The organism is Leucobacter massiliensis (assembly GCF_002982315.1).
In the GTDB taxonomy this organism is placed as follows: Bacteria; Actinomycetota; Actinomycetes; order Actinomycetales; family Microbacteriaceae; genus Leucobacter; species Leucobacter massiliensis.
Map to the genome: position 1 here is coordinate 52,199 of NZ_MWZD01000023.1, position 17,089 is coordinate 69,287.

A 17,089-nucleotide genomic window follows, 5' to 3' on the forward strand; every position below is an offset into this window, starting at 1 on the left:
GGCCGCCGCTCCCGGCTGTGGCAGAGTGGGGGAGTGAGCGGAGTCGAAGAGCAGGGGCGGGCGACGGTCCCGGATGTGCTGGCACAGCTGGAGGCCGTGCTGCGCGACGGCGGCATCGAGGATCCGCAGACCGAGGCCCAGTTGATCCTGGGCCACGTGCTCGGCGTATCCCGGGGGCGCGTGCAGGCGCTCGCGGTCCTCGGCGAGGGGCTCGCCGAGGAGGCGCGGCAGCAGGCCGTCGGGCTCGCGGAGTCACGCGCGCAGCGCATCCCCCTGCAGCATCTCACGGGGCGCGCGGCGTTCCGCTCGCTCGAGCTCTCCGTCGGCCCCGGCGTGTTCGTGCCTCGGCCCGAGACGGAGATCGTCGCGCAGTTCGCGATCGACGCGCTGCAGGCCGTCGCGCACCCGGCTCCGCTCGCGGTCGACCTCTGCACCGGCAGCGGGGCCATCGCGCTCGCACTCGCGCACGAGGTGCCCACGGCGCGGGTGTGGGCGGTGGAGCGCAGCCGGGAGGCGCACGCCTGGGCGGAGCGGAATGTGGCGGAGTGGGGCGGAGGGCGGGTCACCCTGCTGCTCGGCGACGCCCGGGACCCGGAGCCGCTCGCGCCGCTGCGCGGCACCGTCGACGTGCTCGTCTCGAACCCCCCGTATGTGCCCGCCGGCATGGTGCCGCGAGACCCCGAGGTGCGCGACCACGATCCGGCGCTCGCGCTCTACAGCGGCGAGGACGGCCTCGAGCTGATCCGCCACATCAGCCGGGCCGGACTCCCGCTCGTGCGTCCGGGAGGCAGCCTGGTGCTCGAGCACGCGGAGACGCAGGGGGCGGCGATCCGGCGCCTCCTCACCGCGGACGGCTGGCGCGCCGCGGCCACGCATCCCGATCTGACGGGCCGGGACCGCGTCACGACGGCGGTGCGCTGAAGTCCGCGCACACGTCACGGCACGCGGCGCGCTCCGCCGGCGGACAGCCCGCGGGAGTAAAGTGGTCGCTTATGGCCGACGTCTTCGATTGCTCCGACAGCTCCCAGCTGCTCGCCGGCACGCGCACCGCGCGCCGCGCGCTCGGCAGCGGACAGCTCGTCGTCATGCCCACGGACACCGTCTACGGCGTCGCGGCCGATGCCTTCACGCCCGAGGCCGTCCAGCGGCTGCTCGACGCGAAGGGCCGTGGCCGCCAGTCGCCGCCGCCGGTGCTGATCCCGAACACCGCGACCCTCACGGCGCTCGCGGCCGAGGTCACTGCGCCGCTCACCGCACTCGCCGAGGCGTTCTGGCCGGGTGCGCTCACGATCATCACGCGCGCGAACCCCCTGCTGAGCTGGGATCTCGGGGAGACCGGAGGAACGGTCGCGCTCCGCATCCCGAACCACCCCCTCGCGCTCGAACTGCTGGAGGAGACCGGGCCGCTCGCCGTGTCCTCGGCGAACCTGAGCGGTGAGCCAGCGGCGCGCACGGCTGCCGAAGCGCAGGCCATGCTCGGAGACTCGGTCGCCGTCTACCTGGAGGCCGGCGCGGCCGGGGGCACCGCGTCGACGATCATCGACGCCACCGGGCTCGGTGCCGAGGGCGGTGAACTGCGCCTGCTCAGGGCGGGCGGGGTGAGCCGCGAGCAGATCGCGGAGGTGCTGCCGAACGTCACCTTCGGCGACTGAGATGCTGTCGTTCCTGCTCGTCGCCGCGGTCGCTGCGCTCGTCACCGCGGCCGCGTCGTACGGGGTGCTGCGGATCAGCCGGCGTTTCCGCCTGGCCCCCGAGGTGCGCGCCCGGGACGTGCACCGCACGCCGACGCCGCGGCTCGGGGGAATCGCGATGTTCGCGGGGATCCTGGCCGCCTTCGCGATCGGCAGCACGCAGGAGCGCTTCGCGCCTCTCTACGACGAGGGTTCGAAGATGTGGGGACTGCTCGGGGCGTGCGCGATCATCGCGGTGATCGGGGTGCTCGACGATGTCCTCGACCTCGACTGGATGATCAAGCTGGCCGCGCAGCTGGCCGCAGCGGGCCTGCTCGCCTGGAACGGGGTGCAGATCGTCTCGCTTCCGCTCGGCGACACCCTCATCGTCGCATCCCCGATCGGCAACTTCATCATCACCGTGTTCCTCGTGACACTGGTGATGAACGCCGTCAACTTCGTCGACGGACTCGACGGGCTGGTGGCCGGGGTCGCGATCATCGCGAACTCGGTGTTCTTCATCTACACGCTGCTGCTGCTGGCCCGGATGGGGCAGTTCGAGTCGGTCGCCTTCGCCGCGCTCATCGCGGTCACCATCGTCGGGGTCTGCATCGGCTTCCTGCCCTACAACTGGCACCGTGCCCGCATGTTCATGGGGGACACGGGTGCGCTGCTGGTGGGATTGCTCATGGCCACCTCGACGATCTCGGTCACCGGGGAGATCAACCCTGCGGCGCTCGATCAGAAGCTGGTCCTCGCCGCCTACATCCCCATCATCCTCCCGGTCGCGGTGCTCGCCCTCCCGCTCGCGGACTTCTCGCTCGCAGTGTTCCGGCGGCTGCGGGCGGGTAAGAGCCCCTTCTCGGCCGACCGGCTGCACCTGCATCACCGGCTGCTCGACATGGGTCATTCGCCGCTGCAGGCGGTGTTCATCTTCTACCTGGGGACCGCGGTGCTCTCCGTGGCACTGCTCCTCGTGTTCACGCTGCAGAGCCTGATGCTTCCCGTGATCGTCCTCGTGCTGGGCGGGATCGCCTGTGCGGTGGTGCTGCTCTTCCCCGCGGGCCGGGTGCGCGCAGCCTTCGAGCAGCGGCGCTTGCTACGGTGGGGTGGGCGGGGCGATCCCGCCGACGACTCCCGCGAGCGGACGCGGCAGACCGCGGAGCCGGCAGACGAAAGGACCCCCGAGTGAGCAACCCCGTCACCCACGGAGCCGAGGCGAACCCCGGATCGCCCGATTCGGGGCCCAGGCCGATGCCCAGCTCGCAGCCGATCCTGCTGCGCGCGCTCCGCTGGGGAGCCATCGCGACGGCGGCGCTGATCGTGGTCTTCGCGGGGATCGGGTGGCTGGTGTCGCAGGAGCGCGGGCTGCTCGGGGGGATCATCGGCGCCGGGATCGGCGGCGTGCTGCTCGGCATCACGGTCGCGAGCATCGCCTTCGCCAACCGTTTCATCGAGAGCCCCTCCTACGTGATCGTCTTCTTCGCCATCGTGCTGGGGAGCTGGCTCGTGAAGTTCATCGCCTTCATCGTCGCCGCCGTGCTGCTGCGGGATCAGCCGTTGCTCGATCCGACGGTGCTGTTCTTCGGCATCATCACCGGTGTCCTCGTCTCGGTCGGCATCGATGTCGCCGTCGTGGCGAAGTCGCGGATTCCCGTGGTGACGGGCGCTCCCTGAGCGCTGCTCACTGGTGGCGGAGAGGAAAACGCTGGGTGAATCCGGGGTGCCCGCATGGGCGCACCCAGGCCCCCGCGATCCGCGTATTCGCGCCGCCGCTCGGTTTCGCCCGCGGCGGAATCCTTGATACGATTGAGAAGTTCCCTGCCGGGTCGCGCCATGCGTGTCTGCCCTGAGCGCCGGGGGCACGACCATCGTTCGACGCTGTGCAGCTGTGTCTGCACCCCGAATCAGGAGAATGGCGCTGTTCGCTAACGCTGTGCAACTCGTGGCCCCAGGTCTGCTTCATGCCGCCGAGGGGGGAGAATTCCACCCGCCGTCGCTGGATGAGTTCTATCCTCCGGCGATCTTCTTCGAGGGCACCCCCTTCGAGATCAACCGCATCATGCTGATCCGCATCCTCATGCTGGTCGTGCTGCTGTTCCTCTTCTGGCTCGGCACCCGCCGCATGCGCGTCATCCCCTCGCGCGGTCAGTCGCTGACGGAGATGGCGCTCGACTTCGTGCGCGTGCAGATCGCCGAGAACCTGCTGGGCAAGGTCGACGGCCGGCGCTTCCTGCCGATCCTGACGACGATCTTCTTCCTGACGCTCGCCTTCAACATCACCGGCGTCATCCCGTTCCTCAACATCGCGGCCTCCTCGCTGGTGGGGTACCCGCTGGTGCTCGCGGTCGTCTCCTACGTGGTGTTCATCTACGCGGGCGTCAAGAAGAGCCCGGGCAAGTTCTTCAAGAACTCGCTCTTCCCGGCGGGCGTGCCGTGGCCGATGTACATCATCGTCACGCCGATCGAGTTCCTCTCGACCTTCATCATGCGTCCGGTGACGCTCGCGCTGCGACTCCTCATGAACATGCTCGTCGGCCACCTGCTGCTCGTGCTGTTCTTCGCCGCGACCCAGTTCTTCCTCTTCTCGGCTGACGGGGCCTTCAAGCTCTTCGGCATCGGCACCTTCGCCTTCGGCTTCGCGTTCACGCTCTTCGAGATCCTCGTCGCGGTCCTGCAAGCCTACGTCTTCACGCTTCTCACCGCTGTCTACGTCCAGCTCGCGCTGGCCGAAGAGCACTAAACCAACCGGGTTCGGCTCCCGCCGCGCTCAACACACGGAAGGAAACACATACTGTGTCTGTTCTCGCTGAAATCTCGGGCAACATCGCTACCGTCGGTTACGGTCTCGCCGCCATCGGCCCCGCCATCGGCGTGGGCATCGTCGTCGGCAAGACGATCGAGGGTGTCGCCCGTCAGCCCGAGCTCGCCGGCCGCCTCCAGGTGCTGATGTGGATCGGTATCGCCTTCACCGAGATGCTCGCGCTGATCGGTATCGCCACGTACTTCATCTTCGTCGGCTAATCATCTTCCTCACACCTCGAAAGGGAGGCACTGATGCTCAACGCAGTGATCTTTGCCGCTGCTGAGGAAGGAGCGGCCAAGAATCCGCTTATTCCGGCGTGGTACGACATCCTCTGGTCGTCCGTCGCATTCGTCATCATCCTCGTCGCCTTCTGGAAGGTCTTCCTTCCCAAGATGCAGGCGATGCTCGATGCGCGTGCGGAGGCCATCGAGGGCAACATCGCGAAGGCCGACGAGGCCCAGGCGAAGGCCGAGGCGGCGCTGCAGGAGTACACCGCGCAGCTCGCCAGCGCCCGTCAGGAGGCCGGAGAGATCCGTGAGGCGGCTCGCGCAGACGCCGCCAAGATCGTCGCCAAGGCCAAGGAGGACGCGGTGGTCGAGGCCGGCCGCGTCACCCACGCCGCCCAGCAGCAGATCGAGGCCGAGCGCCAGAGCGCCGTCGTCTCGCTCCGCAAGGACGTCGGATCGCTCGCCATCGACCTCGCCTCGAGCGTGGTCGGCGAGAGCCTCAGCGAGGACCAGAAGGCGTCGGCACTCGTCGACCGCTTCCTCGCCGAGCTCGAAGCATCTGAGAAGGCGGCCAAGTAATGGGAAGCGCGTCACGCGAAGCCCTCATCCAGGCGCGCTCCGCGCTGCGGGAGGGGCTCGACCGGGCCGTCGGCGGCGAACTGCTGCGGGCGGCGGGCCAGCTGGCGGCGAGCCCCGCGCTCGCCGCTGCCCTCGGCGACGCCTCCGCGCCGGCCGAGTCGAAGACCCAGGTGGTCGAGCGGCTGTTCGGCGGGTTCTCCGCTGACGCGCGCTCCGTGCTCGCCGTCGCCGTGCAGGCGCGGTGGTCGAACACGTCCGAGTTCGTCGCGGGCGTCGAGGAGCTCGGGCTGCGCGCCGAGGGCCTCGTCAATCCCGCGCTCGCGGACGAGCTGCTCGCCGTCGCCGATCTCGTCGATCGCAGCCACGAGCTGCAGCTCAGCCTCGGCAGCAAGCTCGCCGAGCCCGCCGGCAAGGTGGCGCTCGTGGAGCGACTGCTGAGCGGCAAGACCTCCGCGTCGGCGGTATCGGTGGTGAGCCACCTCGCGGCGAACCCCCGCGGCCGCCGCATCGACGCCGCGCTGCGCGCAGCGGCCCGCACCGTCGCCGACCAGGCGGGCAACGAGCTCGCGACCGTCACGGTCGCGGCGCCGCTCAGCGCTGCGCAGCAGGATCGTCTGGCCCGCGCGCTCGAGCAGTCCGCCGGTCGTCCCGTCAAGATCACGACCGTCGTCGATCCCGAGGTCATCGGGGGAGTGCACATCCAGCTCGCCGACGACGTGATCGACGGCAGCGTGCGCGCACGCCTCGAGGATCTCCGACAGCAGCTCGCCGCTTAAGGCTCAACTTTTCACCACCGGGGGCGGCGCTTCCGGACCAGACAGAGGAAACGAAATGGCAGAACTCTCAATCAGCCCGGACGAGATCCGCGACGCGCTGAAAGACTTCGCAGCGTCGTACGAGCCGACCCAGGCGGAGAAGACCGAGGTCGGATCGGTGATCGACGCCGCCGACGGCATCGCCCACGTCGCGGGCCTCCCCGGCGTGATGGCGAACGAGCTCGTGCGCTTCGAGGACGGCACGCTCGGCCTCGCGCAGAACCTCGAGGAAGACGAGATCGGCGTCGTCGTCCTCGGCGAGTTCACCCACATCGCAGAGGGCCAGCCGGTTACCCGCACCGGCGAGGTGCTGTCGGTGCCCGTGGGCGAGGGCTACCTCGGCCGCGTCATCGACCCGCTCGGCAACCCGATCGACGGCCTCGGCGAGATCACCGGCATCGAGGGCCGTCGCGCCCTCGAGCTCCAGGCGCCCGGCGTGATGCAGCGCAAGTCGGTGCACGAGCCGCTGCAGACCGGCATCAAGGCGATCGACGCGATGATCCCCGTCGGCCGCGGCCAGCGTCAGCTCATCATCGGCGACCGTCAGACCGGCAAGACCGCGATCGCGATCGACACGATCATCAACCAGAAGGCCAACTGGGAGTCGGGCGACAAGACCAAGCAGGTCCGCTGCATCTACGTGGCGATCGGCCAGAAGGGCTCGACCATCGCCTCGGTGAAGGGCGCGCTCGAGGACGCCGGCGCGATGGAGTACACCACCATCGTCGCCTCGCCGGCCTCCGACCCGGCGGGCTTCAAGTACCTGGCGCCCTACACGGGCTCGGCCATCGGCCAGCACTGGATGTACGACGGCAAGCACGTCCTCATCATCTTCGACGACCTGTCGAAGCAGGCCGAGGCCTACCGCGCCGTGTCGCTGCTCCTCCGCCGCCCGCCGGGGCGCGAGGCCTACCCCGGCGACGTGTTCTACCTGCACTCCCGCCTGCTGGAGCGCTGCGCGAAGCTCTCCGACGATCTCGGCGCGGGCTCGATGACGGGCCTCCCGATCATCGAGACCAAGGCGAACGACGTGTCGGCGTACATCCCGACCAACGTGATCTCGATCACCGACGGCCAGATCTTCCTGCAGTCCGACCTCTTCAACGCGAACCAGCGTCCCGCCGTGGACGTCGGCATCTCGGTGTCGCGAGTCGGCGGCGACGCGCAGGTGAAGTCCATCAAGAAGGTGTCGGGCACGCTGAAGCTCGAGCTCGCCCAGTACCGCGCGCTCGAGGCCTTCGCGATGTTCGCCTCGGACCTCGACGCGGCCAGCCGCAAGCAGCTGGAGCGCGGCGCGCGTCTCACCGAGCTCCTCAAGCAGCCGCAGTACACGCCGTACCCGGTCGAGGAGCAGACCGTCTCCATCTGGGCGGGCACCAACGGCTTCCTCGACGAGGTGCCCGTTGAGGACATCCTGCGCTTCGAGCGCGAGTTCCTCGACTACCTCGGCCGCAACTCGGAGGCGCTGAACACGCTCCGCTCGACCAACGTGCTCGACGACGACACCGTCGCCGAGATCACCGCGCAGATCGAGAAGTTCAAGAGCGAGTTCCGCACCTCCGCCGGCAAGGCGCTGAACGAGCAGTTCGAGGCGCTCGACGAGGCAGAGATCAAGCAGGAGCAGCTGGTCGTCAAGAAGTAGCGACGGATCCGGCGGGGGCGCGAGCCCCCGCCGATCCCGCACCTCAGACCAGCCAGCCCCGACCAGTACAGGAGAGACATGGGAGCGCAACTTCGGGTCTACCGGCAGAAGATTCGTTCTGCCCAGACGACCAAGAAGATCACCCGTGCGATGGAGCTGATCGCAGCCTCTCGCATTCAGAAGGCGAAGGCCCGCGTCGAGGCGTCGACGCCCTACGCCACCGCGATCACCCGCGCGGTCTCGGCCGTCGCGACGCACTCGAACACCGACCACCCGCTGCTCACCGAGGCCGAGAAGGTCGAGCGGGCGGCAGTGGTGATCTTCACCTCCGACCGCGGACTCGCGGGCGCCTTCAACTCGCAGGTGCTGCGGGAAGCCGAGGAGCTCACCGAGCTGCTGGAGGAGGAGGGCAAGGAGGTCGTCTACTACCTGATCGGCCGCAAGGCGCAGGGGTACTTCTCCTTCCGTCGTCGTGCCTCCGAGCGCGTCTGGACGGGTGACACGGAGAACCCCGGCTTCGAGACGGCGAAGGAGATCGCCGACGCGGTGCTGGAGATCTTCGCCCGCCCGGCCGCAGAGGGCGGCGCGCAGGAGATCCACCTCGTCTACAACCGCCTCATCAGCATGGTGAGCCAGGTCCCCGAGGTGCACCGGCTGCTCCCGCTGCAGGTGGTCGAGGGCGTCGCCGAGGCCGAGGACGGCCCGGAGGCGCTGTACGAGTTCGAGCCCGACGCCGACACCGTGCTCGACGAGCTGCTGCCGGCGTACATCGAGTCGCGCATCTTCAACGCGATGCTCGAGTCGGCGGCCGCGAAGCACGCGGCGACGCAGAAGGCGATGAAGTCGGCCAGCGACAACGCCGACGCGCTGATCCGCGACTACACGCGCCTCGCGAACAACGCTCGCCAGGCCGAGATTACCCAGCAGATTTCCGAGATCGTAGGCGGCGCCGACGCGCTGTCGAGCTAGAAAGCACGAAGAGAGAGAAACATGACCGAAACCGCCGCAGTGGCGACTGAGGCCGCAACGAAGGTTGTCGGGCGGATCGCTCGAGTGACCGGCCCCGTCGTCGACATCGAGTTCCCGCACGACGCGATCCCCGCCGTCTACAACGCTCTCGAGACCACCGTCGACTTCGGTGACGGCTCGGAGCCCGGCAAGCTCGTGCTCGAAGTCGCCCAGCACCTCGGCGACAACCTCGTGCGCGCCATCGCCCTGAAGCCCACCGACGGCCTCGTCCGCGGCCAGGAGGTCACCGACACCGGCGACTCCATCACGGTTCCCGTCGGCGACGTCACCAAGGGCAAGGTCTTCAACGTGACCGGCGATGTGCTCAACCTCCCCGAGGGCGAGACGATCGAGGTCAGCGAGCGCTGGAGCATCCACCGCGAGCCCCCGGCCTTCGACCAGCTCGAGTCGAAGACGCAGCTCTTCGAGACCGGCATCAAGGTCATCGACCTCCTCACCCCCTACGTGCAGGGCGGCAAGATCGGCCTCTTCGGCGGCGCGGGCGTGGGCAAGACGGTCCTCATCCAGGAGATGATCCAGCGCGTGGCCCAGGATCACGGCGGCGTGTCGGTGTTCGCCGGCGTCGGCGAGCGCACCCGTGAGGGCAACGACCTCATCCACGAGATGGACGAGGCCGGCGTGTTCGACAAGACCGCGCTCGTGTTCGGCCAGATGGACGAGCCCCCGGGGACGCGCCTCCGCGTCGCCCTCTCGGCGCTGACCATGGCGGAGTACTTCCGCGATGTGCAGAAGCAGGACGTGCTGCTCTTCATCGACAACATCTTCCGCTTCACGCAGGCCGGCTCCGAGGTGTCGACGCTGCTCGGCCGCATGCCGTCCGCGGTGGGCTACCAGCCGAACCTCGCCGACGAGATGGGCCTCCTGCAGGAGCGCATCACCTCGACGCGCGGCCACTCGATCACCTCGCTGCAGGCGATCTACGTGCCCGCCGACGACTACACCGACCCGGCTCCCGCGACGACCTTCGCGCACCTCGACGCGACCACCGAGCTCTCGCGTGAGATCGCCTCGAAGGGCCTCTACCCGGCCGTCGATCCGCTGACCTCCACCTCGCGCATCCTCGATCCCCGCTACCTGGGCGAGGATCACTACCGCGTGGCGACCACGGTCAAGCAGATCCTCCAGAAGAACAAGGAGCTGCAGGAGATCATCGCGATCCTCGGCGTGGACGAGCTCTCCGAAGAGGACAAGATCACCGTGGCGCGCGCGCGCCGCATCCAGCAGTTCCTCTCGCAGAACACCTACATGGCGAAGAAGTTCACCGGCGTGGAGGGCTCCACGGTCCCGCTGAAGGACACCATCGAGTCCTTCGACGCGATCTGCAAGGGCGAGTTCGACCACGTCGCCGAGCAGGCCTTCTTCAACGTCGGCGCCATCTCTGACGTCGAGGAGAACTGGGCGAAGATGCAGAAGGACCTGGCCTGAGCATGGCGCTCAACGTCAGCGTCGTCTCGGCCGACCGCGAGGTCTGGAGCGGCACCGCCGCCCAGGTCGTCGCGAGGACGGTCGAGGGTGAGATCGGCATCCTCAGCGGCCACCAGCCGCTGCTCGCCACGCTCGCCCACGGCGAGGTCCGCGTGACCACCGCCGGTGGCGAGAAGGTCGCGGTCGACGCCGAGGGGGGTTTCCTCTCGGTCGACCACGACACGGTGACCATCGTCGCGGGGCGCGCGTCGATCGCGTAGCCCCCGTGCTCGGCGAGGCCGGCCGGGTGCCCGTCACGGGTTCCCGGCCGGCCTCTGCCGTATCCGGGTCCGGGGCCTGCGGGCGGGCCCCCCGGTCCCAGCCCGCTTCCATCCCGGCACCTGGCCGGAGCCCCTGTTCCCGATCGTCGTCCGCCCGCGCCACCCGGAAGGAAGCCCGCCCATGCTCGTGCTGCTGCCGCCCTCGGAGACGAAACGCGCCGGAGGGGACGGCGCGCTCGACCCCACCGTGCTCCACGCCGACGCGGAGCTCGGCGAGACGCGTGCCCGGGTGCGCGAGGCGCTCGTGCAGCTGAGCAGCGATGCGGACACGGCGGCGAAGGCCCTCAAGCTGGGCACCAAGAACCGCGGGGAGCTCGAGCACAATCTGCGGCTCGGCACGAGCGGGGTGCTCCCCGCGATCGATCGCTACACGGGCGTGCTGTACGACGCGCTCGACGCGGAATCGCTGCGCGGGGCGGAGCGCGACTGGATCGAGGCGCGGGTTCTCGTGCAGTCTGCGCTCTTCGGCCTCGTTCGCGCGGGCGACAGGATCCCCGCGTACCGGCTGTCGGCCTCATCCCGGCTCCCCGCGCTCGGCTCCCCGCTGAAGCGCGTCTGGGGAGCGGCGCACGCCGGCCTCGAGTGGCCAGCGGGCGAGCTGATCCTCGATCTGCGCTCGCAGGACTACCGGGCGCTCGCCCCGGTGCCGGAGGCGCTGTTCCTCCACGTGGTGCAGCGCGGCGCGGATGGTCAGGTGCGCGCCCTGAACCACTTCAACAAGGCCGCCAAAGGCGAGCTGGTGCGGCGCCTCGCGCGATCCGGTGCGCTGCTCCGGAGTCCTGAGCAACTGGTGAGCTGGGCACGTGACGAGGGCCTGGAGCTGCACGCCGACGGTGCCGCGGGGGAGGCCACGCTCGTCACCGAGCTCGGCGCACCCGCCGCGTCTTCGCGGGCAGCGTGAGACCGATAGGATGATGAGGATGTCTCAGGAGCGAAAGCAGTGACGGTGCGCGGCGAGAACGCGTCACACCGCCGACTGCGCCTCCGCTCGCGCGGGGATCTCGAGATCGAGCTCTCCTGGTTCGCGATCAGCGAGACCGGGAATCGCCGCGAGACCAATCAGGACAGCTACGTCGTCATGCCGCCGATCTTCGCCGTCGCCGACGGCATGGGCGGGCACTCCGCCGGTGAGATCGCGTCCGCCGCGGTGGTGCGCCGTCTCGCCGAGCTCGGCGGCAACGCCGGGGTGGGGGAGGCGGACATCGACGAGGTGCTCGGTGACGCCGTCGACGACATCGAGCTCGACGCGGGCGAGACCGAGCTGGGGGCCGGCACCACCGTGACGGGCGTCTGCCTGAGCGACGAGGACCAGCCCACCTGGAAGGTCTTCAACATCGGCGACTCCCGGGTCTACCAGTACTTCAAGGGTGCACTGAGCCAGATCACCGTCGATCACTCCGTCGTCCAGCACCTCATCGACACCGGCGCCATCACCGAGGAGGAAGCGGAGATCCACCCCCACGCCAACGTCATCACCCGCGCGGTGGGCTTCAACGAGGCGCCGATCCCCGACTACACCGCGCTCGCCCTCATCCCGGGCCAGCGGCTGCTGATCTGCTCCGACGGGCTCACCAAGGAGCTCACCGACATCGGGATCCAGCACTTCCTCGCCACCCAGGCCACCGCGGAGGGCGCCGCACGCACCCTGGTGCAGCAGGCACTCGACAACGCGGGGCGCGACAACGTCACCGTGATCGTCATCGACGTCCACGCGGTCGGCGACGACCGCACCGAAGAGATCACCATGTGACGACGCCCTCCCCGTCGCTCCCGGCTGCGCGGGAGGGGGAGGGCGACGGCCGATCCGGCATCCGGCGGCGGACGCTAGGCCGCCGCCGGACCCGCTCAGGCGTGCGCGGTGAGCGCCTCGTCCAGCACCGAGAGCACGTCCGCGATCAGCTCGTCGGTCATCTTCAGCGAGGGCAGGAAGCGGATCGCCTGGTTCGAGACACCGCTGCTGAGCAGGATCACCCCGCGCTCGGCGGCATAGGCGATGACCTGAGACACCAGCTCCGCGTTCGGCTCGACGGTGCCGGGCTGCACCAGCTCGATCGCGAGCATCGCGCCCTTGCCGCGCACCTCGCCGATGGCCGGGTGCTTGCCCTGCAGCTCGCGCAGGCCACCGCCGAACACCGTCTCGATGCGCTTCGCCTCTGCCAGCAGGCCTTCGCTGTCGATCCGCTCGAACACCGCGACGGCGGCGGCGCAGGACACGGGGTTGCCGCCGAAGGTGCCGCCCAGGCCGCCGGGCTGCGACTTGTCCATGATCTCGGCGCGGCCGGTGATGCCCGCGAGGGGGAGGCCGCCCGCGATGCCCTTCGCCGAGAGCACGATGTCGGGCTCGACGCCGAACTGCTCGATGGAGAACACGGTCCCGGTGCGGGCCATGCCGGCCTGCACCTCGTCGGCGATGAACACGATGCCGTTCTCGCGGCACCAGTCCGCGAGCGCGGGCAGGTAGCCGTCGGCCGGCACGATGAAGCCGCCCTCGCCCTGGATCGGCTCGACCACCAGGCAGGCGAGATCCTCGGCGCCCGCGACCTTCTCAAGGTAGGCGATGGTGCGTGCGGCCGCCTCTGCGCCGCTGAGGCCGTCGTGCAGGGGGTAGGAGTTGGGAGCCTTGTAGATGTTGCCCGCCCGGGGGCCGTAGCCGAGCGCGTAGGGCGCCGCCTTGTGGTTCATGCTGCTGGTGAGCATGGTGCGGCCGTGGTAGGCGTGCTCGAGGACGGCCACGCCGGGCCGTCCGGTGTGCTTGCGGGCGATCTTGACGCCGTTCTCGACGGCCTCGGCACCCGAGTTCATGAGCAGGGTCTTGTAGGGCTGCTCCGGGGTGGAGCCGGGCACGTGCTGCGCGAGGTACTCGGCCACGCGCACATAGGGCTCGTAGGGGGTCATCGTGAAGAGCGTGTGGGTCACCTTGCCGAGCTGCTCGGCCGCGGCGGCGACCACCGCCTCGTCGGTGTGGCCGATGGTGGTCACGCCGATGCCGCCGCAGACGTCGATGAGGTGGTTGCCGTCGACGTCGACGACGATGGAGTCGTGGGCGCGCTCGACGTAGACGGGGAGCACGCTGTGCACCCCCGGCGGAACGACCGCGCGTCGCCGCTCGTGGATCTCGCGGGAGCGGGGACCGGGGATCTCGGTCACGACGAGGCGCTGCTGCGGGATGCTGGTTTCGGTGAGGGTCGCTTCACTCATGCACTCGATCCTACTCCCGCCTCGCCGGGCCCCGAGTGGGAGCGCCCCGGCGCGGCTCCGGCCGCGGCCGCCGTCGTCCGGCGGGGAAAGCGATGCGCGGGGGCGTACCGCACCACTAGGCTGACCGCATGAGCGGCGTGCACGAGTACCGGGTCGGGATCGAGTGGGCGGGGAACCGGGGCACCGGGACCAGCGGCTACCGCGAGTACGGGCGGCAGCTCGTGGTGCGCGCTCCCGGCAAGCTCCACGAGCTCGCGGCCTCCGCCGATCGCACCTTCCACGGCGACGCGGAGCGGTGGAACCCCGAGGAACTGCTCGTGGCCGCGCTCGCGCAGTGCCACATGCTGTCCTACCTGCACATGGCGGTGCGCGCCGGGGTGGTGGTGACCGCCTACACCGATGAGGCGAGCGGCACGATGCGGCAGGACGGGCTCGGCGGTGCCTTCACCGAGGTGGTGCTGCGGCCGAGGGTGACGGTCGCGGAGGCCTCGATGGCGGAGGCCGCGCGCGCCGCGCACGCGGAGGCCCGCGAGGCCTGCTTCATCGCCAACTCCGTCAACTTCCCCGTGCGCCACGAACCCGAGATCCTGCTCGCCTGATCCCGGCGCCTCGGGGGACCGCCCGCCTCCGCAGGCCGTGCCGCTTCCCCTGTGCCGTGGCCGGGGCCGGGCCCAGCCATGGCGGGCGCGGATTCCGGGGCGGCGGGAGCGAATAGAATGGCAGCCATGCCCGAACCCCAGTCGTTCTTCCTCACCACGCCCATCTTCTACGTGAACGATGCGCCCCACATCGGGCACGCCTACACCGAGGTCGCGGCGGACGTGCTGGCCCGCTGGCACCGGCAGGCGGGCGACGATACGTGGTTCCTGACGGGAACGGACGAGCACGGCCAGAAGATCCTGCGCACCGCGACCGCGAACGGCGTCGCGCCGAAGGAGTGGGCCGACCGCCTCGTCGAGAGCGCCTGGAAGCCGCTGCTCGACACGATCGACATCTCGAACGACGACTTCATCCGCACGACCGACGCGCGCCACGAGGAGGGCGTCGCGAAGTTCCTGCAGAAGCTCTACGACGACGGGCACGTCTACGCCGGTGAGTTCGAGGCGCTCTACTGCGTGGGCTGCGAGGAGTTCAAGCCGAAGAGCGAGATCGTCGACGGCGAGGGCGCCTTCGAGGGGCAGAAGGTCTGCGCGATCCACTCCAAGCCGCTGGAGCTGCTGCAGGAGAAGAACTACTTCTTCAAGATGAGCGCCTTCCAGGATCGCCTCCTCGCCCTCTACGAGGAGCGTCCCGACTTCGTGCAGCCCGCGAGCGCCCGCAACGAGGTGATCGCCTTCGTGCAGCAGGGGCTCGAAGACCTCTCGATCTCGCGCACCTCCTTCGACTGGGGCATCCCGATCCCGTGGGACGACACCCACGTCACCTATGTCTGGTTCGACGCGCTGCTCAACTACGTCACCGCGACCGGCTACGGCCGCGACGAGGCGGAGTTCTCGCGGCGCTGGCCCGCGAACCACCTCGTCGGCAAGGACATCCTGCGCTTCCACGCCGTCATCTGGCCGGCGATGCTCATGGCGGCCGGGATCGAGGTGCCGCGGCACGTCTTCGCCCACGGCTGGCTGCTGGTCGGCGGCGAGAAGATGTCGAAGTCGAAGCTCACGGGCATCGCCCCGAACGAGATCACCGACACCTTCGGCTCGGACGCGTTCCGCTACTACTTCATGCGCGCCATCAGCTTCGGGCACGACGGCTCCTTCAGCTGGGAGGACCTGCACGCGCGGTATCACGCCGAGCTGGCGAACGGCTTCGGCAACCTCGCCAGCCGGGTGCTCGCGATGAATGCGAAGTACTTCGACGGGACGGTGCCCGCTGCCGCGGAGGGCGAGCTGGCCGAGGCGGATCGCGCGATCCGCGAGCTCGCGGCCACCGCGACCGCTGCCGCCGACGCGCACATCGAGCGCTTCGCGATCCACGAGGCGATCGCGGCGATCTGGGAGCTGGTCGACGCGCTGAACGGCTACGTGCAGGAGCAGCAGCCGTGGGCGCTCGCGAAGGACGAGGCGCAGCGCGACCGCCTCGCCACCGTGCTCAACACCGCCACCGAGGGCCTGCGGGTCCTCGCCGAGCTGCTGCACCCCGTGATTCCGCGCGCCGCGCGCAAGCTGTGGGCGGCACTCGGCGCCGAGGAGACGCTGGGCGCGCTCGAAGCGCAGCCGATCCGCGCGGCCGGACAGTGGGGGCGGCTCCCCGCGGGCACGGCGCAGCACGCGCTCGACGTCCTCTTCCCCCGCATCGAGAGCGACGGGGGCAAGTGATGGCCACCCCCGAGGCGGGGCCGGAGGGAGCCGCTCCGCGGGGGCCGCTCGCCGCAGCGGGCCCGGGCACGCCCGCGCCGCCCGCGCCGCCCGCGGGCGGACTGCGCAAGCGGTCCAGCAGCGGACGCGAGCGCGACCTCGCCCGGCCCCCGCTGCCGGAGCCGCTGCCGGTCCCGCTCTACGACAATCACGCGCACCTCGAGTTCGAGGACGGCATCGAACAGCTCGATCCGCTCGACTCGCTCGACCGCGCGCAGGCCGCGGGCGTGCGCGGTATCGTGCAGGTCGGCACCGACCTGGAGACGAGCCGCTGGAGCGCGCAGCTCGCCGAGAGCGATCCGCGCGTGCTGGCCGCGGTCGCCCTCCACCCGAACGAAGCGCCCAAGCTCTTCGCGCAGGGCTGCCTCAGCGCGCAGCTCTCCGAGATCTCGCGGCTCGCCGCGCTGCCGCGCGTGCGGGCCGTCGGCGAGACCGGACTCGACTTCTTCCGCACGGGGGAGGACGGCCGGGAGGCGCAGATCGAGTCCTTCGAGACGCACATCGAGATCGCGAAGGCGAACGGGATCGCGCTGCAGATCCACGACCGCGACGCCCACGACGAGGTCGTCGCGACGCTGCTGCGCGTCGGCGCCCCCGAGCGGACCGTCTTCCACTGCTTCTCGGGCGATGTGCGCCTCGCCCGCATCTGCAACGAGCACGGCTGGTACATGTCGTTCGCGGGCACCACGACCTTCAAGAACGCCCCGCGCCTGCGCGAGGCCCTCGTGGTCGCGAAACCGGAGCTGGTCCTCGCGGAGACCGACGCCCCGTTCCTCACACCCGAGCCATACCGGGGCCGCCCCAACGCCCCCTACCTCCTCCCGCACACCGTGCGCCGCATGGCGGAGACGCTGGAGGAGCCGCTCGAAGAGGTCTGCGCCCGGATCGCCGCGAACACCGAGCGCGTCTACGGGACGTGGGAAGCCGATCCGGGTGCCGCCGGCGATGCCGCCGCTCACGCGTCCGCGGAGGCCGCGTGAGCGAGCGCCCGGAGGGACCGGGAGCGGAGGCGGTCCCCGGCGGG

At 70.0% G+C, this 17,089-nt stretch carries 18 protein-coding genes; 17 read left to right on the top strand and 1 reads right to left on the bottom strand.

The features are described from left to right. Positions 1–33: 33 nt before the first annotated feature. The 14 genes from prmC to B4915_RS13455 all read left to right on the top strand — a co-directional run bounded on the left by prmC (position 34) and on the right by B4915_RS13455 (position 12,263). On the top strand, positions 34–921 hold the full coding sequence (gene prmC / locus B4915_RS13390; RefSeq protein ID WP_181158600.1) for a peptide chain release factor N(5)-glutamine methyltransferase: 888 nt from the start codon (positions 34–36) through the stop codon (positions 919–921). 71 nt (positions 922–992) lie between these two features. Further along, positions 993–1,652, top strand: coding sequence for an L-threonylcarbamoyladenylate synthase (locus B4915_RS13395; RefSeq protein WP_105806324.1), 660 nt, complete (start codon positions 993–995; stop codon positions 1,650–1,652). 1 nt (position 1,653) lies between these two features. Continuing rightward, the gene (locus tag B4915_RS13400) at positions 1,654–2,862 is read left to right on the top strand and encodes an MraY family glycosyltransferase (RefSeq protein ID WP_105806325.1); all 1,209 of its coding nucleotides are present in this window, start codon (positions 1,654–1,656) and stop codon (positions 2,860–2,862) included. Continuing rightward, positions 2,859–3,347 (top strand): Cg1360 family ATP-synthase-associated protein, encoded by a 489-nt coding sequence (locus B4915_RS13405; RefSeq protein ID WP_245907517.1) that lies wholly within the window; start codon positions 2,859–2,861, stop codon positions 3,345–3,347. Before B4915_RS13400 ends, B4915_RS13405 begins: the two co-directional genes overlap by 4 nt. Positions 3,348–3,585: 238 nt before the next feature. Continuing rightward, a complete protein-coding gene (atpB, locus tag B4915_RS13410; RefSeq protein WP_105806326.1) occupies positions 3,586–4,413 on the top strand; it encodes a F0F1 ATP synthase subunit A in 828 nt (275 codons plus the stop codon). A 53-nt stretch (positions 4,414–4,466) separates the two neighbouring features. Beyond that, entirely contained in the window at positions 4,467–4,694 is a 228-nt protein-coding gene (atpE, locus tag B4915_RS13415; RefSeq protein ID WP_105806327.1) for an ATP synthase F0 subunit C, read from the top strand. A gap of 33 nt (positions 4,695–4,727) precedes the next feature. Next, entirely contained in the window at positions 4,728–5,282 is a 555-nt protein-coding gene (locus B4915_RS13420) for a F0F1 ATP synthase subunit B (RefSeq protein WP_105806328.1), read from the top strand. Continuing rightward, positions 5,282–6,058 carry a F0F1 ATP synthase subunit delta gene (locus B4915_RS13425; protein ID WP_105806329.1) on the top strand — a complete coding sequence of 259 codons (777 nt, stop codon included), beginning with the start codon at positions 5,282–5,284 and terminating at the stop codon, positions 6,056–6,058. Before B4915_RS13420 ends, B4915_RS13425 begins: the two co-directional genes overlap by 1 nt. 55 nt (positions 6,059–6,113) lie before the next feature. Next, on the top strand, positions 6,114–7,739 hold the full coding sequence (gene atpA / locus B4915_RS13430; protein WP_105806330.1) for a F0F1 ATP synthase subunit alpha: 1,626 nt from the start codon (positions 6,114–6,116) through the stop codon (positions 7,737–7,739). 78 nt (positions 7,740–7,817) lie between these two features. Continuing rightward, positions 7,818–8,708 (top strand): F0F1 ATP synthase subunit gamma, encoded by an 891-nt coding sequence (locus tag B4915_RS13435; protein WP_105806331.1) that lies wholly within the window; start codon positions 7,818–7,820, stop codon positions 8,706–8,708. 21 nt (positions 8,709–8,729) lie between these two features. Continuing rightward, positions 8,730–10,193: a F0F1 ATP synthase subunit beta gene (atpD, locus tag B4915_RS13440; protein ID WP_105806332.1), complete on the top strand. Its 1,464-nt coding sequence runs from the start codon at positions 8,730–8,732 to the stop codon at positions 10,191–10,193. Between the two features lie 2 nt (positions 10,194–10,195). Beyond that, positions 10,196–10,453, top strand: a complete 258-nt coding sequence (locus tag B4915_RS13445; RefSeq protein WP_105806333.1) for a F0F1 ATP synthase subunit epsilon — start codon at positions 10,196–10,198, stop codon at positions 10,451–10,453. 181 nt (positions 10,454–10,634) lie between these two features. Further along, entirely contained in the window at positions 10,635–11,414 is a 780-nt protein-coding gene (locus tag B4915_RS13450; protein WP_105806334.1) for a YaaA family protein, read from the top strand. A 39-nt stretch (positions 11,415–11,453) separates the two neighbouring features. Beyond that, positions 11,454–12,263: a PP2C family protein-serine/threonine phosphatase gene (locus B4915_RS13455; RefSeq protein WP_105806335.1), complete on the top strand. Its 810-nt coding sequence runs from the start codon at positions 11,454–11,456 to the stop codon at positions 12,261–12,263. Between the two features lie 95 nt (positions 12,264–12,358). Here the strand turns inward: B4915_RS13455 and B4915_RS13460 are convergent, their stop codons facing one another. Beyond that, positions 12,359–13,711: an aminotransferase class III-fold pyridoxal phosphate-dependent enzyme gene (locus tag B4915_RS13460; RefSeq protein ID WP_105806336.1), complete on the bottom strand. Its 1,353-nt coding sequence runs from the start codon at positions 13,709–13,711 to the stop codon at positions 12,359–12,361. Positions 13,712–13,839: 128 nt separating this feature from the next. Here B4915_RS13460 and B4915_RS13465 point away from each other — a divergent pair, with 128 nt between their 5' ends. The 3 genes from B4915_RS13465 (at position 13,840) to B4915_RS13475 (ending at position 17,045) form a co-directional block, all read left to right on the top strand. Then, complete coding sequence (locus B4915_RS13465; RefSeq protein ID WP_105806337.1) at positions 13,840–14,310, top strand: OsmC family protein; 471 nt, start codon at positions 13,840–13,842, stop codon at positions 14,308–14,310. 126 nt (positions 14,311–14,436) lie between these two features. Beyond that, positions 14,437–16,026: a methionine--tRNA ligase gene (gene metG / locus B4915_RS13470; RefSeq protein WP_105806338.1), complete on the top strand. Its 1,590-nt coding sequence runs from the start codon at positions 14,437–14,439 to the stop codon at positions 16,024–16,026. After that, positions 16,026–17,045, top strand: a complete 1,020-nt coding sequence (locus B4915_RS13475) for a TatD family hydrolase (protein WP_105806339.1) — start codon at positions 16,026–16,028, stop codon at positions 17,043–17,045. Before metG ends, B4915_RS13475 begins: the two co-directional genes overlap by 1 nt. The last annotated feature ends 44 nt before the right edge of the window (positions 17,046–17,089 follow it).

What these genes read in the sequence shown, in the direction of transcription:
- B4915_RS13395 (WP_105806324.1), top strand. Translation starts at nt 993, where the DNA reads ATGGCCGACGTCTTCGATTGCTCCGACAGCTCCCAGCTGCTCGCCGGC.
- B4915_RS13400 (WP_105806325.1), top strand. Translation starts at nt 1,654, where the DNA reads ATGCTGTCGTTCCTGCTCGTCGCCGCGGTCGCTGCGCTCGTCACCGCG.
- atpB (WP_105806326.1), top strand. Translation starts at nt 3,586, where the DNA reads ATGGCGCTGTTCGCTAACGCTGTGCAACTCGTGGCCCCAGGTCTGCTT.
- B4915_RS13420 (WP_105806328.1), top strand. Translation starts at nt 4,728, where the DNA reads ATGCTCAACGCAGTGATCTTTGCCGCTGCTGAGGAAGGAGCGGCCAAG.
- B4915_RS13425 (WP_105806329.1), top strand. Translation starts at nt 5,282, where the DNA reads ATGGGAAGCGCGTCACGCGAAGCCCTCATCCAGGCGCGCTCCGCGCTG.
- atpA (WP_105806330.1), top strand. Translation starts at nt 6,114, where the DNA reads ATGGCAGAACTCTCAATCAGCCCGGACGAGATCCGCGACGCGCTGAAA.
- B4915_RS13435 (WP_105806331.1), top strand. Translation starts at nt 7,818, where the DNA reads ATGGGAGCGCAACTTCGGGTCTACCGGCAGAAGATTCGTTCTGCCCAG.
- atpD (WP_105806332.1), top strand. Translation starts at nt 8,730, where the DNA reads ATGACCGAAACCGCCGCAGTGGCGACTGAGGCCGCAACGAAGGTTGTC.
- B4915_RS13445 (WP_105806333.1), top strand. Translation starts at nt 10,196, where the DNA reads ATGGCGCTCAACGTCAGCGTCGTCTCGGCCGACCGCGAGGTCTGGAGC.
- B4915_RS13450 (WP_105806334.1), top strand. Translation starts at nt 10,635, where the DNA reads ATGCTCGTGCTGCTGCCGCCCTCGGAGACGAAACGCGCCGGAGGGGAC.
- B4915_RS13460 (WP_105806336.1), bottom strand. Translation starts at nt 13,711, where the DNA reads ATGAGTGAAGCGACCCTCACCGAAACCAGCATCCCGCAGCAGCGCCTC.
- B4915_RS13465 (WP_105806337.1), top strand. Translation starts at nt 13,840, where the DNA reads ATGAGCGGCGTGCACGAGTACCGGGTCGGGATCGAGTGGGCGGGGAAC.
- metG (WP_105806338.1), top strand. Translation starts at nt 14,437, where the DNA reads ATGCCCGAACCCCAGTCGTTCTTCCTCACCACGCCCATCTTCTACGTG.
- B4915_RS13475 (WP_105806339.1), top strand. Translation starts at nt 16,026, where the DNA reads ATGGCCACCCCCGAGGCGGGGCCGGAGGGAGCCGCTCCGCGGGGGCCG.